This is a genomic window from Cognatishimia sp. F0-27, from assembly GCF_020667845.1.
Taxonomy (GTDB): Bacteria; Pseudomonadota; Alphaproteobacteria; order Rhodobacterales; family Rhodobacteraceae; genus JAFMPQ01.
Window position 1 is genome coordinate 1 of the sequence record NZ_JAFMPQ010000043.1, and the last position, 16,379, is coordinate 16,379.

Below are 16,379 nucleotides of genomic sequence, written 5' to 3' on the forward strand. Positions count from 1 at the left end.
GCAGGCTCGGCAGGCTCGGCAGGCTCGGCAGGCTCGGCAGGCTCGGCAGGCTCGGCAGGCTCGGCAGGCTCGGCAGGCTCGGCAGGCTCGGCAGGTTCGGCAGGTTCGGCAGGTTCGGCAGGTTCGGCAGGTTCGGCAGGCATGGTCGGTGCGCAGTGTGATCCGACGCTGGTCGCCACATAAGGCGTCCCCGGACCCATACAGGAAAGCGCCCCGCGACCGCCGGGGTCGCGAGGCGCATGGCTCTGGGTCGGCGTCCCGCGTTATTCCGTCCAGCGCACCCCGGTCAGGTCCGTTGCCTGGGTCGGGGCGTTCTGCCAAAGGCCTTCGATCCGCGCGTCAGCAACGGTGGGGAAGGCCAGCTGGAACAGATACCCGTTGACGTAATCATCCGCGATGATCTGTTGCGCTTCGGCGAGAAGCGCGGAGCGTTCCGCCGGGTCGGCGGTCGCCCCGAGGGTTTCCATCAGTGTCTGGAACGCCGGGTTGTCATACTGGAAGTAGTAATCGGGCCGGGCATAGATCCCGATGTCGAAGGGCTCGGTGTGGCTGACGATGGTCAGGCCAAAATCCTTGCCCCGGAACACCTCTTCGAGCCATTGCGCCCATTCGAGATTGGTGATCTCGGTTTCGATCCCGACCTGACGCAGCTGGGCCGCGATGATCTCGCCGCCACGCCGCGCATAAGAAGGGGGCGGCAGTTTCAGCGTGGTGGTGAACCCGTCGGCAAAGCCCGCCTCTGCCAGAAGCGCGCGGGCCTTCTCGGGGTCGTATTGGGATTGGCCCGTGAGGTCCACGTAATCGGGATTGTGCGGCGCAAAATGCGTGCCGATCGGCGTGCCGAGCCCGAACATCGCGCCATCGACAATAGCCTGACGGTCGATCGCATGGGCAATCGCCTGTCGCACCAGCACGTTGTCGAGCGGAGGCATCTTGTTATTGGTCGAGAGGATCGTCTCGCCCTCGGTCGAGCCCACCAGCACATTGAAGCGCGGGTCGGCCTCGAATTGCGGCAGGTTCTCGGGGGCGGGGAAGCCTGCAAAGGCGTCGATATCCTGCGCCATCATCGCGGCGAAGGCGGCGGTGGGGTCGGAGATGAACTTGAAGGTCGCCTCGGATAGGGCCGGTTTTTCGCCCCAATAGTCCGGATTCTGTTCGAGGCGGATGCTGTCACCCTGCCGCCATTCGGCGAATTTGAACGGGCCGGTGCCGATGGGGGTCTGCTTGATGCCGTCGATGCTTTCGGGGGCGACGATCACCGCGTCGCCCCAGGCCATGTTGAACAGGAAGTTGCCGTCCGGCGCAGAGAGCGTCACTGCGACGGTGGTGGCATCGACGGCTTCGACGCTCTCGATCCCGGCAAAGAGCGCTTTCTGCGCGTTCTGGCTGTCCTCGGCGCGGGCGCGGTCTAGGCTGAATACCACGTCTTCGGCATCCATCGCGGTGCCGTCATGGAAGGTCACGCCGTCGCGCAGGGTGAAGGTGTAGACGGTGCCATCCTCGCTGATGTCCCAGCTTGCCGCGAGCCCCGGCACCACGGCGCCGGTTTCAGTGAACCGTGTCAGTCCTTCGAACACGTTGGAATAGAGCACGCTGTCGATGGCGCCGGCCGCCGCGGAGGTCGGGTCGAGATGCGGCGGCTCGAGTTGCAGGCCGATCGTGAGGTCGGTCTGCTGTGCAAGAGCAGTGGTCCCGGACAGCAAGAGTGCTGCGAGGCTGAGGCGAATGGTCATGAAAGCTGTCCCTTGGCTTCTGATGGCTGGGTTTGAATGTTGCGCAAAACCGGGGTTCGGCGCAAGGGCTGGTGCTGCGGCATGATGCGATAGCGCGGGCGCGGGTCGTGCAACAGCGGCGCAGGGCCCGGCGCGAGAGGTCGCTGTCTCATCTCCTGTGCGGTGGGGCGGAAGGGCCATCCGCGCGCTGTGCTTGGGCGTGTGCGGCGCGGAGGCCGGGTTTGCGGCCGCGCCGGTCAGGGCGTCCGCTTCTGCGCACATGTCATCGGCTCGGGTTTCGCGTTGCGGTCAGCGGCTCGGATATCGCGGATTGTTCAGCGGCCTCGGGTTTGCGCTCTCGCTGGCGGCTCCGGGTTTGCGTTCTGACCGGCGGCTCCGGTCTTTCGCACCGGTCAGGGGCACTGACTTCGCGCGAGGGGGGAGCAGATCCTGCGCGCTGCCGACCGAAGGGGCCATGTGCTTGGCTTTGCGTTGCCCGTGCAAAGGATTTTTAACCCGGATTTGGAACCCTTAAGGCCGCGGCACAGGACGTTTAAGGCGCGCGGGCGCCATGGTGAGACCATCACAACCGCAGCCCGCAAACGGAGCCACCCCATGACCGCGATTGACCCCACCCGCCACGAAACCCCGACAACGGCCCTTGGAGCCGCGCGCCGTGGCCTGCGCGAAACGCTGCAGAAAGCCTGCACCGCGCTTCAGTCAGTGGTCAGCGCCCGCAGGATCGACCCCGCGCGGGAACTGGACAGGATCGCCCGTCGCGAAGCGGCGCGCAGCGCGGTTGACCGGCTGTTGCGCTGAGCCAGAGGCCAGAGGAACGCCGGAACCGGATGGCGATGGGCGGGCGGCTCAGCTTTATTGCAATCCCGCGGCCTGCATCGCGTCTTCCACGCCCAACCGCAACGCGGGTTCGATGAAGGGCGATGTTTCGCGGTAGGTGGACAGCGTGTAATCCGGCGTCTGTGCAAGGTAGAGCCGCATCGCGGCGCAGGCCTTGTCGTGTTGTCCGTTCAATTCATAAGCCGCTGCAAGCGCCTGTTGCGTGGTGCCGAAACTTGGATCGTCCGCAATGGCTTTTTCGAGCCAGTCGACCGCCTCGGGATAGAGCCGCAGCCCCATCAGCGCGTATCCGTGCGCGGCACGGCAATGGCCGAGATTGGGATCAAGCGGGTTGAGCCTGTAGGCGGCTTCCGCATCCTCGATCGCCGCGCGATAATGCCCCATATAGGCTGCGACCCAGGCTGCGGACACACGCACCATCACCGAATTGGGGTTGATGTTCTTGGCCCTCTGGATGGCGCGATAGCCAAGCTCGTGATCGTTGCCGAGATAGGCCACCATATGCCCCGCAAATGTCAGAACCAGCGGATCGGTCTGCTGTTCGTCGAGCAGGGCATAGGCCGTTGGGAGCGCCTTGCGGCCTTCGTCATGGGTCATGGCACGCGCGCCGGTGCCCATCACGTGGGCGCGCACCACCAGCGCCTTGGCAAAGGCGTAGTCGGGATCGAGCGCGAGCGCCCGGTCCAGCAGATCCATGGCGATGTCGAATTCCGCGCGGGTTGCAACACGCATCACGCGCGGCGCGGCCTGCAGGCACAGATCATAGGCGCGGATATTGTCGGTCGGCTGGTGCCGGGCGCGACCGGCCTCGGCAAAGATCACCGTTGGTTCGAGCGCGGCGGCGGTGCGCTCGGTGATCTCGTCCTGTAGCGCAAACATGTCCTCGGTGCTGCCACCAAAGCGTTCGGACCAGATCGTGTGCCCGGTTTCGGCTTCGACAAGCTGGGTGGTGATGCGCAGGGCGTTGCCCCCCATCTGGATGCTGCCTTCAAGCACGTAGCGCACACCAAGCTCCGTGCCGACATCGCGCAGCGACACGACCTCTCCCTTGTATTTGAAGCTCGACGAGGCAGCGATGACGAACAGCCCGGGCATCCGGCTGATGCCGGCGATCAGATCCGACACGATCCCGTCCACAAGATAGGCCATGGCCGGATCGCCGGTCAGGTTGGCGAAGGGCAAAACCGCGATGGAGGGTTTTTCCGGCAGGGCAGGGCCTTCGGGCACCGCGCGGGCGGGCGCGCCACGGGTCAGCTTGTAGCCAACCCCGGGCACGGTGGCGATGGCATCGGTGCCGAGCAGCTTGCGCAGGGCGCTGATCTGGACGGTCAGGTTGCCCTCTTCGACGGAAAGGCCGCCCCAGACCGTTTCAAGCAATTCCTGTTTGGACACGACCCGATCCGCATGCGCATCGAGGAAGGCCAGCACGTCAAAAGCGCGCGCGCCGATAGCGACCGCCGCGCCGTCGATCTCGAAGCGGCGCGCATCGGTGTCGATGCTGAATTGGCGCAAGCCCTTCGTGCTCATAAGCATTGTCCCTGGTCATCCGGTTGAGCCTATCAGAGGGTCTTGGGCATGCCTATGGCGAGATCGCAGCGGCGCGCGGAAATATGAGTGCGACCAGACGGTTGACCGTTTGCGCGTTGTGGCATGCGCGCCGGGTAGTGCGGCCAGTCTGGATTGGCCCTTGACCCTGCTTCAGCCTGTCTCGGCGACGAGCCCTTGCGACTCGATGGCCGCCACCGCACAGGCTTCGTCATTGTCCGAACTGTCGCCTGTGATCCCGATTGCACCGATCAGGGCGCCGTCGCGCCGGATCAACACGCCGCCGGGCACCGGAACGAGGTTGCCCGCGTTCAGCGCATTCATGGCGTTGATGAAATAGGGCTGTTCCTGCGCGCGGTTGTAGAGCGCGCGGGAGCCAAGCCCCATCGCCACCGCGCCCTTGGCCTTGCCTTGCGCGATCTCGGCCCGCAGGGTGCTTGTCCCGTCCTCGCGTTGCAGGGCAACGAGGTGCCCGCCCGCGTCGATCACGGCGATGGTCAGCGGTTTCATCTCCTGCGCGCGCCGGTAATCCAGCGCGGCAGTGATGAGGGCATTGGCAAGGTCGAGGTTCATGGCGAGGCCTTTGACGGAAAAGGGCACAGAGGCGGCAGGGTCACACCGGCGGCTGCGGGCCGGCGCGGGCCGCTTGGGCAGGATCATTGCGAGCGGGCAGGGCGCGCACGGCGCGTGCGGATCGGTGCGGCGCCCGCCCCGGGCATGATCGTGCGGAGGGCGGGCGGGGTTTTGTCCGGTTCAGGCTCAGTTGTAGAAGTAATCCACAAGGAAGAGCGGGATCGCCGGGATGTAGGTGCACATCAGCAGCACCGCGAGCAACACCGCGATGAAGTAGACATTGACCTTGGTCACGTCCCAGATATTGGCGCGCGCCACCGCGCAGGCGGTGATCAGGACACTGGCGACGGGCGGTGTCTGTTGCCCGATGGCAAGGTTGAGCGTCACGACAAGGCCGAAATGGATCGGGTTGATGCCAGCCGCCTCGATAAGCGGGATGACGATCGGCACCACGAGGATGATCGCCGCAGCCGAATGCAGGAAGAAGCCGATCACGAGAAAGAAGAAGTTCAGGATCAGCAGGATCAACCATTTGTTCTCGGTGATGCTGAGGATGCCTTCGGCCAGTTGCTGGGGGTATTGCGCGCGGGTCAGGAAGCCGCCCATCACGACGGAGGCCGCGACCAGCAGCATGACGACGGCGGTCTGCATACCTCCGTCGAGCATCGAGCGTTGCAGGTGCTTGATGTCGACCTGACGATACCACAGGCTGATGGCGATGGCCGCGAGCACGGCGAGACCGGCCGCTTCGGTTGCGGTGACGTAGCCACCGAAGATGCCGCCGAGGATGATGATCGGCAGGGCAAAGGTCGGCAGCGCGTCAACGAAGGCCACCCAGAGCTTGCGCCCGGAGAAGGCTTCTTCGCGGGGCAGGTCGTAGCGCACGGCGAAGTAATAGGCGACGCCCATCAGGCCCGCAGCCCCCATGAGGCCCGGTATCACACCGGCCACAAAGAGCTGTTCGACCGAGACATTGGCCGAGGTGGCATAGAGGATCATCGGGATCGAGGGCGGGATGATGATCGCAAGCGAGGCGGAGGACGATGTCACCGCCGCGGAGAACGCGCCGGAATAGCCGCGCTTTTTCATCTGCGGGATCATCACGGAGCCCATGGCGGCCACGTCGGCCACCGCAGAGCCGGAGATTTCGGCAAAGAAGAGCGAAACACCGATATTCACATGGGCCAGACCGCCGCGGACAAACCCGATCAGAGCGGCGACGAAGTTGATCAGGCGGTCGGTGATCCCGCCGGCATTCATGATGGCCCCGGCCAGAACGAACATCGGGATCGCAATGAGCGAGAACTTGGTCGCACCGCCATACATGTCGAGCGCCACGTTGACGAGCGAGCCCGTGCCTTCCAGCACCACCAGCCCGCCAATGGCCGAAACCGCAAGGGCGACGCCGATCGGCACGTTCAGACAGATCATCGCGACCATGGCGATGAAGATACCGAGCATAAGCATCAGGCGTTCCCCGCTTTCTTCATTTCGGTTTCCACTTCTTCCTCGATCTCGGCATGTTCGAGCGAGATACCCGCGGCGGTCTTGCGCCAGTAATCGGGCAGGCTCAGAAGCTGGCACATCACAAAGAGCGCCGCGCCGATGGGAATGACCGACTGGGTGAAGCTGATCGGCACCCAGGTCAGCGACACCAGGGACATGCCGCCGAGGATGGTCATCACCACATACCCCGCCCAAGCCAGCAGGATGAAGAACCCGGCCGTGACGGCTTCGGCGAACGCAACCGCCCACATGCGGGTCGGCATCGGAATGGAAAGAAGCACGCTGTCAAAGCCGATATGACGGCGCCGCAACGCGGCCAGCGCGGACCCGTAATAGGTGATCCACGCCAGAAGAATCGCGGCCACTTCGTCATACCAGGCGAGGCTGGAGCCGAGCAGGCGGTAAATCACGGCGACGACCACGACCGTGGTCAGGATCACCATGAGGAAGATCACGAAATATTCGAGCACGACCTCGAAAACAGTGCGCAGTGGTTTGAGCATGAACGATCCCCGCCGGGTGCCGCAGGGGCCCCGGTGATGCCAGGTGGCGAAGAAATGACGACGGCTTTGAAAGCAATGCCCGCAGGAGGGGTTTCACGCCCTCCTGCGGGCGGTCGGGATCAGGATCCGGACGCGAGGCTCTGGATCTTTTCGATCAGTTCGGCGCCCCCCTCGACGGTCGAGGAGAACTCGTCATAGATCGGCCCGGAGGCATCGATGAAGGCCTGTTTGTCGGCCTCATTGACCGCAACGCCGGCATCCTTGATCACCTGCAACAGATCGGTTTCAAGCTGTGCGGCGTGATCGTAGACGAAGGCCTGGGTTTCGGTGCCGCAGGCTTCGAGATCGGCGCGCACGTCTTCGGGCAGGCGCTGCCAGCGACTCTCGGCCACCAGCACGTAGCCCGGCGTGTAGACATGGCCGGTGATCGACAGGTATTCCTGCACTTCCTGGAACTTGGCCGACGCGATCTGGGCGTAGGGGTTTTCCTGCCCGTCGATCACTTTGGTCTGCAGCGCGGTGAAGACTTCGGAGAAAGCCATCGGCGTCGGGTTTGCACCATAGAGCTGGAACATCTTCACGCGCCATTCGCCGTTCGGCGTGCGCAGCTTGACGCCCTGCAGGTCCTCGGGCGTATTGATTGCCCGGATGTTGTTGGTGATGTGGCGGAAGCCGTTTTCGAAGTAGCCGATGATGCGGTAGCCTTGGCTCAGCGCGGCTTCCTGAAAGACGTCACCGACTTCTGCCTGAATACGCTTCATATGCTCGCGATCCTGCACGATGTAGGGCATCTCGAAGATGCCGAACTCGGGCGCAACGGAGGACATCACCGACGAGGGCAGCGAGAAATCGACCTGACCCAGCTTGAGTTTCTGAAGCAGCTCGCGGTCATTGCCGAGCTGGCTGGAGCCGAAGGTCTGCACCTCGGCGCGGTCCCCGAGCTTGCCGTTGGCGCATTCGGCAAAGGCATTGACCGAGGCTTCGAAGAGCGAGCCGGGGTTGCCGACATGGCCGAAGCGCAGCGTTTCGGCCTGCGCCATCAGCGGCAGCGCGATGCTGGCGACGCTTGCGAGAATGGTTGCTTTGAGTTTCATGGTATTTCCTCCCTTGGATGCCCTTTATGGGCCGTTATTCTGCGGCGACCCGCGTGTCCGTCGTTTCCTTGAGATGCTCCATCGCCGCCTGCGCCCCTCCCGACGCGTGCGGAATGCCAGCCTTGGCAAGACCCATCTCGACACCCGACAGGGTCGCCATCAGCATCAGGTCGTTGAAATCTCCCAGGTGACCGATGCGGAACACCTTGTCGGCAACCTTCGACAACCCGTTACCGAGCGAGATGTCATAATGCTTCAGTGTCGTGGCGCGGAAGGCGTCCGCCGAATGCCCCTCCGGCACCATAACCGCCGTCAGCACGCCGGATTCCTGGCCCTGCCGCGCACAGAGCACTTCGAGCCCCCATGCGCGCACCGCGGCCCGGGTCGCCGCGCCGTGACGGGCGTGGCGCGCAAACACGTTGTCGAGCCCTTCCTCGTGCAGCATGTCGATGGCCTCGTTGAGACCATAAAGCAGGTTGGTGCCGGGTGTGTAGGGGAAGTAGCCGGTCTTGTTTGGGCCAACCATGTCATGCCAGTCCCAGTAGCTGCGCGGCATGGTGACGGATTTGGCATGGTCCAGAGCGCGGTCGCTGACCGCGTTGAAGCTCAGCCCCGGTGGCAGCATCAAGCCCTTTTGCGAGCCGGAGACGCAGACATCCACGCCCCATTCGTCAAAGCGGAAGTCGATCGAGGCCAGCCCGGAGATCGAATCGACCATCAACAGGCCAGGGTGGCCCGCCGCATCCATCGCCTTGCGCACCTCGGCAATCGGAGAGACCGACCCGGTCGAGGTTTCGTTGTGCACCACGCAGACGGCCTTGATCTCGTGCGCGGTGTCGGCACGAAGGCGCGCTTCGATGCGGTCGGGTTCGGCCCCGCCGCGCCAGTCACCTTCGATGAATTCCGGCTCCATGCCGATCTTGCGCGCCATCTTGTTCCATAGCGTCGCGAAATGGCCGGTCTCGAACATCAGAACCTTGTCGCCGGGCGCGCATGTGTTCACCAGCGCCGCCTCCCATGCGCCGGTGCCCGAGGAGGGGAAGATAAAGACGTTCTGGTTGGTCTTGAAGATGGTCTTCATGCCGTCCAGCGCCTTTTTTCCCACCTCGGCAAAATCGGGGCCGCGATGGTCAATGGTTTGTTGACCGATGGCCTTGAGGATGCGGTCGGGGACCGCGCTCGGTCCTGGAATCTGCAAGAAATGTCTGCCGGCCTGGCGCATCGAATTGTGTCCTCCCCAGGCGCCATTGGCTGGCGCGATTATGTGTTGTCAAAACGTAATTATGAATTCATAATTCAGTCAACATAAAAGTGAGGATGGCGCAAATCGCTTGTCCCGCAGGGAGGAAAACAACGGCTCATGCGTGAGAATTCCCGTCTTTCCAATCGCTTGTCGTCTTCTGTTGAAGGAGATGTCCTGTCTGATGCCGGTGCGCGGGCGCGCTATGCGACGGATGCATCGATCTATCAGATGGTGCCTGAAGCGGTGGTTGTGCCACGATCGGTCGGCGATATCGAGGCCGCGATGCAGATCGCGCGCGAAGAGGAGGTGCCCGTTCTGCCGCGCGGCGGCGGCACCTCGCAATGTGGCCAGACCGTGAACCGGGCGGTGGTGCTCGACAATTCGCGCCATCTCAACAAGATCATCGAGATCGACCCGCAAGGGCTGACCGCGACGGTGCAGCCGGGCGTGGTGCTGGACGAGTTGAACCGGGCGCTCAAGCCGCATGGGCTCTGGTTTCCGGTGGACCCCTCCACGGCGTCGCGCTGCACCCTCGGCGGTATGGCAGCGAACAATTCCTCGGGCGGCAAGTCACTGCGGTTCGGGATCATGCGGGACAATGTGCGCGCCATTTCCGCGATCCTGCCCGACGGGTCCAAGGCGCGGTTCAACGGGCGCACGCCGGAACCGGGGCCCTATGCGGACCTCGTGCGGGACATGCGCGCGCTGGGGCAGCGCGAGGCCGAGGAGATCGATGCCCGCTTTCCCAAGGTCCAGCGCCGGGTGGGCGGCTACAACATCGACGCGCTGACCGGCAATGACGTCAACATGGCGCATCTGCTGGTCGGCTCGGAAGGCACGCTGGCCTATTTCACGGAGCTGGAGCTGAGCCTTGCGCATCTGCCCGGCGAGAAAGTGACGGGCGTGTGCCACTTTCCGACCTTCTATGCGGCGATGGACGCGGCCCAGCATCTTGTCACGCTTAATCCGCAGGGCGTGGAGTTGATCGATGACACGATGATTGCGCTGGGGCGGGACATTCCGCTGTTCCGCAAGACGATCGAAGCCTTCGTGGAGGGCGATCCCGCGGCGCTGTTGCTGGTCGAGTTCGCCGAAGGCAGCGCAGAGGGCAACGCCGCCAAGCTGGCGGAGCTGTCGCAACTCATGGGGGATCTCGGCTTTTCCTTCAGCGCGACGGGGGACGGCTGGGGCGGGGTGGTTCCGGTGGTGGATAACCGCCTTCAGGGGGCGATTGCGGAATATCGCAAATCCGGGCTCAACGTCATGATGTCCATGAAGCAGGAGGGCAAGCCGATCTCCTTCGTGGAGGATTGCGCCGTCGCACTTCCGGATCTGGCGGAATATACCGCCGGCCTGACGGAGATTTTCGGCAGGCACGGCACCAAGGGGACGTGGTATGCCCATGCCTCCGTTGGCTGTCTGCACGTGCGGCCCGTGCTCAACATGCGCCAGGACAAGGACGTCAAGACGATGCGGGCGATCGCCGAGGAGGCGTTCGACCTTGTGAAGCGCTACAAGGGCTCGCATTCCGGTGAGCATGGCGACGGGATCGTGCGCTCCGAGTTCCACGAAAAGATGTTCGGCCCGCGCATCGTCAGCGCCTTCGAAGAGGTCAAGGCGCGGTTCGATCCCACGGGGCTGATGAACCCCGGCAAGATCGTGCACGCGCCCGCGATGGATGATCGCCGCGTGTTCCGCTACGGGCCGAATTACACGGTGCCGGATTTCGAGACCGCGCTGGACTGGTCTGCATGGCCGGGAGCGGCTGGCGGCTTTCAAGGCGCAGTGGAGATGTGCAACAACAACGGCGCCTGCCGCAAGCTCAAGGGAGGCGTGATGTGCCCGTCCTTCCGCGCCACGCGCAACGAGCGTGACGCAACGCGCGGGCGGGCGAACACGCTGCGCTTTGCCATCAGCGGCCAGATGCCCGGCGGGCTGACCTCCGAGGCGATGGCCGACACGATGAAGTATTGCGTGTCGTGCAAGGCATGTCGCCGCGAATGTCCGACAGGTGTGGACATGGCGCGGATGAAGATCGAGGTGCTGGCTGCGCGGCGCAAGGCGGGCGGGCTGACGCTGGCCGAAAAGCTGGTCGGTTACCTGCCGCGTTACGCGCCGACGGCGGCGCGCTTTGCCTGGGCGATGAACCTGCGCAACAAGATCGGGCCGGTCCGGCGGCTGGCCGAGGGGCTGACGGGCGTGTCGCACAAGCGCGATCTGCCGGTGTGGGCGTCCGACCCGTTCCGCGATGACGAGGCGCAGGACAACGACCCGCAGGTGTTGCTCTTTGCGGATGTGTTCAACCGGTATTTCGAACCGGAGAATTTGCGCGCCGCGGTCCGGGTGCTGCGCGCGGCGGGGCTGCGGGTCGCGGTTGCCGGGGACGGCTCGGGCCGGGCGCTCGACTGCGGGCGCACGTTGCTCGCGGTGGGCTGCGTCGAGGAGGCGCGCGCGGAGGCGCAGCGGGTGATCTCTGCCACCCGCGACGCGGTGTCCCGCGGCGTGCCGGTGGTGGGGTTGGAGCCGTCCTCGATCCTGACGCTGCGGGACGAGTTCCTGGGTCTGTGCCCGGGTCCGGAGGCAGAGGCGCTGTCGGAGGCGGCAAAGACCTTCGAAGAGTTCCTCGTCAGCTGTCCCGATCTACCGCTCAAACCGCTCGGCCGACCGGTTTTCGTGCACGGGCATTGCCACCAGAAAGCGCATGACGCGGTTTCGCCGATGCTCGATCTGCTGGACCGTATCCCCGACACCGAAGTGACCATGATCGAAAGCAGCTGCTGCGGCATGGCGGGGGCGTTTGGATATGCGCCGGAGACCATCGACATGTCGCTGCGGATGGCCAATCTCGACCTGTTCCCGGCGCTTGAGCGCGCGCCGCAGGATGCGATCATCGTCGCTGACGGCACGTCGTGCCGGCACCAGATCGCCGATGGCACCCCGCGCCGCGCCAAGCATATGGCGCGGGTGTTGGACGAAGCGCTCGGAGCAAGAGGGGGGGCGGCGTAATGTTGAGCCAACAGATCAAGCGCCCGTCACTGCATGAAGAGCTGGTCGAACGTCTGCGCAGCCTGGTGGTGGAGGATGGGCTCAAACCGGGCGAGAAAGTCCCGGAAAAGGAGCTTTGCGAAACTTTCGGCGTGTCTCGCACGCCGCTGCGCGAGGCACTCAAGGTGCTGGCGTCCGAAGGGTTCGTAGTCCTGCAGGCCAATCGGGGCGCGCGCGTGGCGCAGATCACCCGCGAGGAACTTGAGAACACCTTTCCGGTGATCGCGGTTCTTGAACAGCTTGTGGGGGAGATCGCCTGTGAGCGGCTCGACACGGAGGAGCTGGCCTGGATCGAACAGCGCCATGCGGCGATGGTCGCGGCCTTCAGGGCGCGGGACCGGAAGGCCTATTTCCAGGCCAATCAGGACATCCACCAGGCGCTGCTTCGGGGCACGCGCAACGATATCCTCGAAGGACATCACAAGTTGCTGGCCGCGCGGGTGCGCCGGGCGCGTTTCATGGCGAACCTGTCCGATGAACGCTGGACGCAGGCGATCGAGGAGCACGAGACCATGATGGAGCGTCTGCGTGCGCGGGACGCGCAGGGTCTCGGCGCAGTGATGAAACAACACATGATGAACAAGCACGCCGCGCATATGGCCGCGCTCGACAGATCCGAGCAGGCGCCGGAGGAGACCTGACAGCGCGCGCCACGGCCCACGACGCGGCGTCCGACGCGCGACAGGGCCGCAGCTGCATCGGGACAGCCCGCTGTCGCGTCTCGTCACGCGCATGGCAACGTTTCAGCCCGGTTTTGACAGGCGGATCAGGCACAGCCCAACTTATCAGTTTCAGAGGACCAGACCCATGACAGGAGACATCACATCAGAGCTGCGCGGCAGCAGCCTCTGGGTCACGTTCAACCGTCCCGAGGCACGGAACGCGCTGACGTTTGCGATGTATGAAGAGCTTGCGCGGCTGTGTGAGACGGTGCCGACCGATGGCACAGTCAAGGCGATGATCGTCACCGGTGCCGGCGGCAAGGCGTTCGCGGCGGGCACCGACATGACCCAGTTCCGGGCCTTCGAGACCCCGCAGGATGCGCTGGATTACGAGAACGAGATCACCCGTGTGCTGGGCGCGGTGGACCGCTGCCCGGTGCCGACCATCGCCGCGATCCACGGCGCCTGCACCGGGGGTGGCGCGTCCATCGCGGCGGCGTGCGATATTCGTATTGCGACGGACGCGCTCAAGTTCGGCTTTCCGATCGCGCGCACGCTTGGCAATTGCCTGAACGCCGGCAACCTGGCGCGGCTGAGCGAGTTGATGGGCGCAGGCCGCGTGCGCGAGATGATCTTCACCGCGCGGCTGATGGGGGCGGATGAAGCGCTTTCCGTGGGTCTTGTCTCGGAGGTGCTTGCGGATGAGGCGGCGCTTCTGGAACGGGCCGACGCGCTGGCCGCGCGGCTTGCGGGCATGGCGCCGCTCACCTTGCGCGCGACCAAGGAGGCGATGCGGCGCAACCGGGACGCGCTGGCGGTCACGGACGATGACCTGATCACCATGTGCTACATGAGCGAGGACTTCAAACACGGTCTGCAAGCCTTCCTTGCAAAGGCCAAGCCGGAATGGAGCGGTCGATGAGCGGCGCGCGCGGGCAGGGGCCCTTGCAGGGCATGAAGGTGGTCGAGCTGGCGCATATCATGGCCGGCCCGGCCTGCGGCATGATGCTGGCGGACATGGGCGCCGATGTCATCAAGGTCGAGAAACCGGACGGCGATGACAGCCGCCGTTTCCTGCCGCCCGATATCGGCGGTGAAAGCGCGGCTTTCATGATGATGAACCGCAACAAGCGAGGCATTGCGCTCAACCTCAAGGATCCGGCCGCGATCGAGGCGCTGCAATGTTTGCTCGACGATGCCGATGTGGTGATCGAGAATTACCGCCATGACACGATGGCCCGGCTCGGCTTGGGCTATGAGGCGTTGCGCGCGCGCAACCCGCGACTGGTCTATTGCGCGATTTCCGGCTTCGGACGCAGCGGACCCTATGCAGGGCGGGGCGGGTTCGATCTCATCGCGCAGGGCATGTCGGGGCTGATGTCGATCACGGGCGAGGGGCCGGGGCGCCCGCCGGTCAAGCCAGGCGCGCCGATTGCCGATATCACCGCCGGGTTTCTGGCCGCCATGGGCTGCGTTGCCGCCTATAGCCGCGCCCGGGCCACCGGCGAGGGCCAGATGGTCGACACATCGCTGTTTGAAGCCGGAATCTCGCTGACCTACTGGCAATCGGCCATTGCCTTTGCCACGGGCGAGGCGCCCGGTGCTCTCGGCTCGGCGCATCCGCTTAATGCGCCATACCAGTCGTTCCGCACGCGCGACGGGTGGATCAACATCGGGGCGGCGAACCAGCGCAACTGGGAACGGCTGCTGGAGGTGCTGGACGCAGGTGAGCTGCGCGACGATCCGCGCTTTGCCACAAATCGCGATCGGATGACCAACCTGTCGGCCCTTGTGCCGCTTCTCGAGGGGCACTTGCAAACCCGCGACACGCAGGATTGGCTGGCGCGGATGGATGCGGCAGGGCTGCCGGCTGGGCCGGTGATGGACATCTGCGAGATGCACCGCGATCCGCAGGCGGTCGCGCGCGACATGATCGTGGAGACCGAGCATCCGGTCGCGGGCCCCGTCAAGGCCATCGGCCTGCCGGTGAAATTCAGTGAAACGCCCGGCGGGGTGGTGCGCGCCGCGCCCACACTGGGCCAGCACGGGCCGGAGATCCTGGCCGAGCATGGCTATGACGCCAAGCGCATTGCAGCACTTCGGGACAGTGGCGCTCTGATCGTGGCCTAGGACTGGGACCACAAGACGCTCCTTCACAAGACGGTTGCGGAAAGCCGCGACGCCCCCCCGGGGGCGCGCTGCACAGACTTCAGATTTGTCTTGAATACGTATTCTTGCGCCTCTACGCTCAAATTGCGACTGATCAGGGAGGACGACATGCGCAAAAGGAGTTTCTTGAAGGCGGGCGTGGCCGCGGCGACGCTGCTGCTCGCACCTTTGTCCGCGTGGGCGCAGGACATGCCTTACAACCTTCTCGAAGGGAAACCGTTCGAGGGGACGACCTTGAATATCCTCAGCGTTGTGACGCCTCAGTTCGATGGTCTGATGCTGCGCGACGACGAGTTCACCGAGCTTACAGGGATCGAGACGGAGTGGACCTTCATTCCCTTCGGGAGCCTGCAGGAGAAGATCAATGCCGAGGGCATCGCCGCCAACGGCACGTTCGATGTGGTGAACTATCTCGACAGTTGGGGACCGCCCAACGCCCATTGGCTGATGAAGATCGACGACCTGATGGCGCGTGACGGGATCTCCATGGACCGCTACCCGGCGGCTTTTGCCCGGTCCGCGCAGTTCGAAGGGGAGACGCTCGGGTTTCCGCTGCGCGCGCACCCGCAGCTGATGTTCTATCGCAAGGATCTGATCCCCGAGCCGCCCGAAAGCTGGTCCGATGTGATCGAGATCGGCAAGGCGCTCAAGGAAAGCAATCCCGATGTGGCGCCGCTTGCGCTCTATTACAACAATGACGGCAACCGTCAGAACCTGTTCATCTGGATCAACTTCCTTTGGGCCGCTGGCGGCGATGTGTTCAACGACGACTGGACCCCGGCTTGGACATCGGAAGAAGCCTTGAAGGCCACGGAGGACTACATCGCGCTTCATACCGTGCACGGCGTGACAAACCCCAACAGTCTGGCCTTTGTGGAGCAGGATGCGCGGCAGTCCTTCATGCAGGGGAAATCGGCCATGATCCCGGTCTGGTGGTGGGCCTATTCGGGTTTCTACAACCCCGAGACCTCGACCCTGACCAAGGATCAGGTCGGTTTCACCGGGATGCCGTCCTATAATGGCGCGACCAAGACCTACGCGATTTCGATGCCATTCTCCGTCTCGGACTATTCCGAAAACAAGGACGCGGCCTGGGAATTCCTGAAATGGCTGTCCAACCCGGAAATGGACAAGGCCAATGCCATCGAGCGTGAGGTCGCGGGCAAAACCATCGTGAACAACGTGGTCACCCATATCGCCTCGTTGCAGGATCCGGATGTGAACGCCGCCAATGACGGCATCCAGAATGCCGCCTGGGCGTCTCTGGCGGATTCCGACATCATGCCGCAAATCCCGGAATGGCCGGAAGTCGGGGATATTCTCTCGGCCGCAATCGCTGAGGCCGCGGCCGGCGGGGACACACGCCAGCTGATGATCGATGCGGCAGAGCAGGCAACGCGCGTCCTGCGCCGCGCCGGGCGCATCGAGTAAGCGCCGCTCCGATGCAAAAGGCCCGGCCGCCACGCGCG

Annotated in this window: 13 protein-coding genes; 6 read left to right on the forward strand and 7 right to left on the reverse strand. The window is 64.3% G+C overall.

Going from position 1 to position 16,379, the window contains the following annotated elements; genetic code table 11:
* Positions 1 to 263 precede the first annotated feature (263 nt).
* A complete protein-coding gene (locus J1C49_RS18535) occupies positions 264 to 1,733 on the reverse strand; it encodes an ABC transporter substrate-binding protein (protein WP_227447333.1) in 1,470 nt (489 codons plus the stop codon).
* 594 nt (positions 1,734 to 2,327) lie between these two features.
* Between J1C49_RS18535 and J1C49_RS18540 the strand changes: the two genes are divergently transcribed.
* Positions 2,328 to 2,531, forward strand: coding sequence for a hypothetical protein (locus J1C49_RS18540; protein ID WP_227447334.1), 204 nt, complete (start codon positions 2,328 to 2,330; stop codon positions 2,529 to 2,531).
* A gap of 54 nt (positions 2,532 to 2,585) precedes the next feature.
* Here the strand turns inward: J1C49_RS18540 and J1C49_RS18545 are convergent, their stop codons facing one another.
* From J1C49_RS18545 to J1C49_RS18570, 6 genes are all read right to left on the reverse strand, one after another.
* The gene (locus J1C49_RS18545) at positions 2,586 to 4,097 is read right to left on the reverse strand and encodes a winged helix-turn-helix domain-containing protein (RefSeq protein ID WP_227447335.1); all 1,512 of its coding nucleotides are present in this window, start codon (positions 4,095 to 4,097) and stop codon (positions 2,586 to 2,588) included.
* 171 nt (positions 4,098 to 4,268) lie between these two features.
* Positions 4,269 to 4,688 (reverse strand): heme-binding protein, encoded by a 420-nt coding sequence (locus tag J1C49_RS18550; RefSeq protein ID WP_227447336.1) that lies wholly within the window; start codon positions 4,686 to 4,688, stop codon positions 4,269 to 4,271.
* A 186-nt stretch (positions 4,689 to 4,874) separates the two neighbouring features.
* On the reverse strand, positions 4,875 to 6,155 hold the full coding sequence (locus J1C49_RS18555) for a TRAP transporter large permease (RefSeq protein ID WP_227447337.1): 1,281 nt from the start codon (positions 6,153 to 6,155) through the stop codon (positions 4,875 to 4,877).
* Positions 6,155 to 6,697 carry a TRAP transporter small permease gene (locus tag J1C49_RS18560; protein WP_227447338.1) on the reverse strand — a complete coding sequence of 181 codons (543 nt, stop codon included), beginning with the start codon at positions 6,695 to 6,697 and terminating at the stop codon, positions 6,155 to 6,157. Before J1C49_RS18560 ends, J1C49_RS18555 begins: the two co-directional genes overlap by 1 nt.
* A gap of 119 nt (positions 6,698 to 6,816) precedes the next feature.
* A complete protein-coding gene (locus J1C49_RS18565) occupies positions 6,817 to 7,791 on the reverse strand; it encodes a TRAP transporter substrate-binding protein (RefSeq protein ID WP_227447339.1) in 975 nt (324 codons plus the stop codon).
* A 34-nt stretch (positions 7,792 to 7,825) separates the two neighbouring features.
* Positions 7,826 to 9,013 (reverse strand): alanine--glyoxylate aminotransferase family protein, encoded by a 1,188-nt coding sequence (locus J1C49_RS18570; RefSeq protein WP_227447340.1) that lies wholly within the window; start codon positions 9,011 to 9,013, stop codon positions 7,826 to 7,828.
* A gap of 138 nt (positions 9,014 to 9,151) precedes the next feature.
* Here J1C49_RS18570 and J1C49_RS18575 point away from each other — a divergent pair, with 138 nt between their 5' ends.
* The 5 genes from J1C49_RS18575 to J1C49_RS18595 all read left to right on the forward strand — a co-directional run bounded on the left by J1C49_RS18575 (position 9,152) and on the right by J1C49_RS18595 (position 16,341).
* Positions 9,152 to 12,040 carry an FAD-binding and (Fe-S)-binding domain-containing protein gene (locus J1C49_RS18575; protein ID WP_227447341.1) on the forward strand — a complete coding sequence of 963 codons (2,889 nt, stop codon included), beginning with the start codon at positions 9,152 to 9,154 and terminating at the stop codon, positions 12,038 to 12,040.
* Entirely contained in the window at positions 12,040 to 12,720 is a 681-nt protein-coding gene (locus J1C49_RS18580) for a GntR family transcriptional regulator (protein ID WP_227447342.1), read from the forward strand. Before J1C49_RS18575 ends, J1C49_RS18580 begins: the two co-directional genes overlap by 1 nt.
* Before the next feature lie 166 nt (positions 12,721 to 12,886).
* Positions 12,887 to 13,663 (forward strand): enoyl-CoA hydratase/isomerase family protein, encoded by a 777-nt coding sequence (locus J1C49_RS18585; RefSeq protein WP_227447343.1) that lies wholly within the window; start codon positions 12,887 to 12,889, stop codon positions 13,661 to 13,663.
* Entirely contained in the window at positions 13,660 to 14,871 is a 1,212-nt protein-coding gene (locus J1C49_RS18590; RefSeq protein WP_227447344.1) for a CaiB/BaiF CoA-transferase family protein, read from the forward strand. The genes J1C49_RS18585 and J1C49_RS18590 overlap by 4 nt, the downstream gene beginning before the upstream one ends.
* A gap of 147 nt (positions 14,872 to 15,018) precedes the next feature.
* Positions 15,019 to 16,341: a sugar ABC transporter substrate-binding protein gene (locus J1C49_RS18595; RefSeq protein WP_227447345.1), complete on the forward strand. Its 1,323-nt coding sequence runs from the start codon at positions 15,019 to 15,021 to the stop codon at positions 16,339 to 16,341.
* Positions 16,342 to 16,379: the final 38 nt, after the last annotated feature.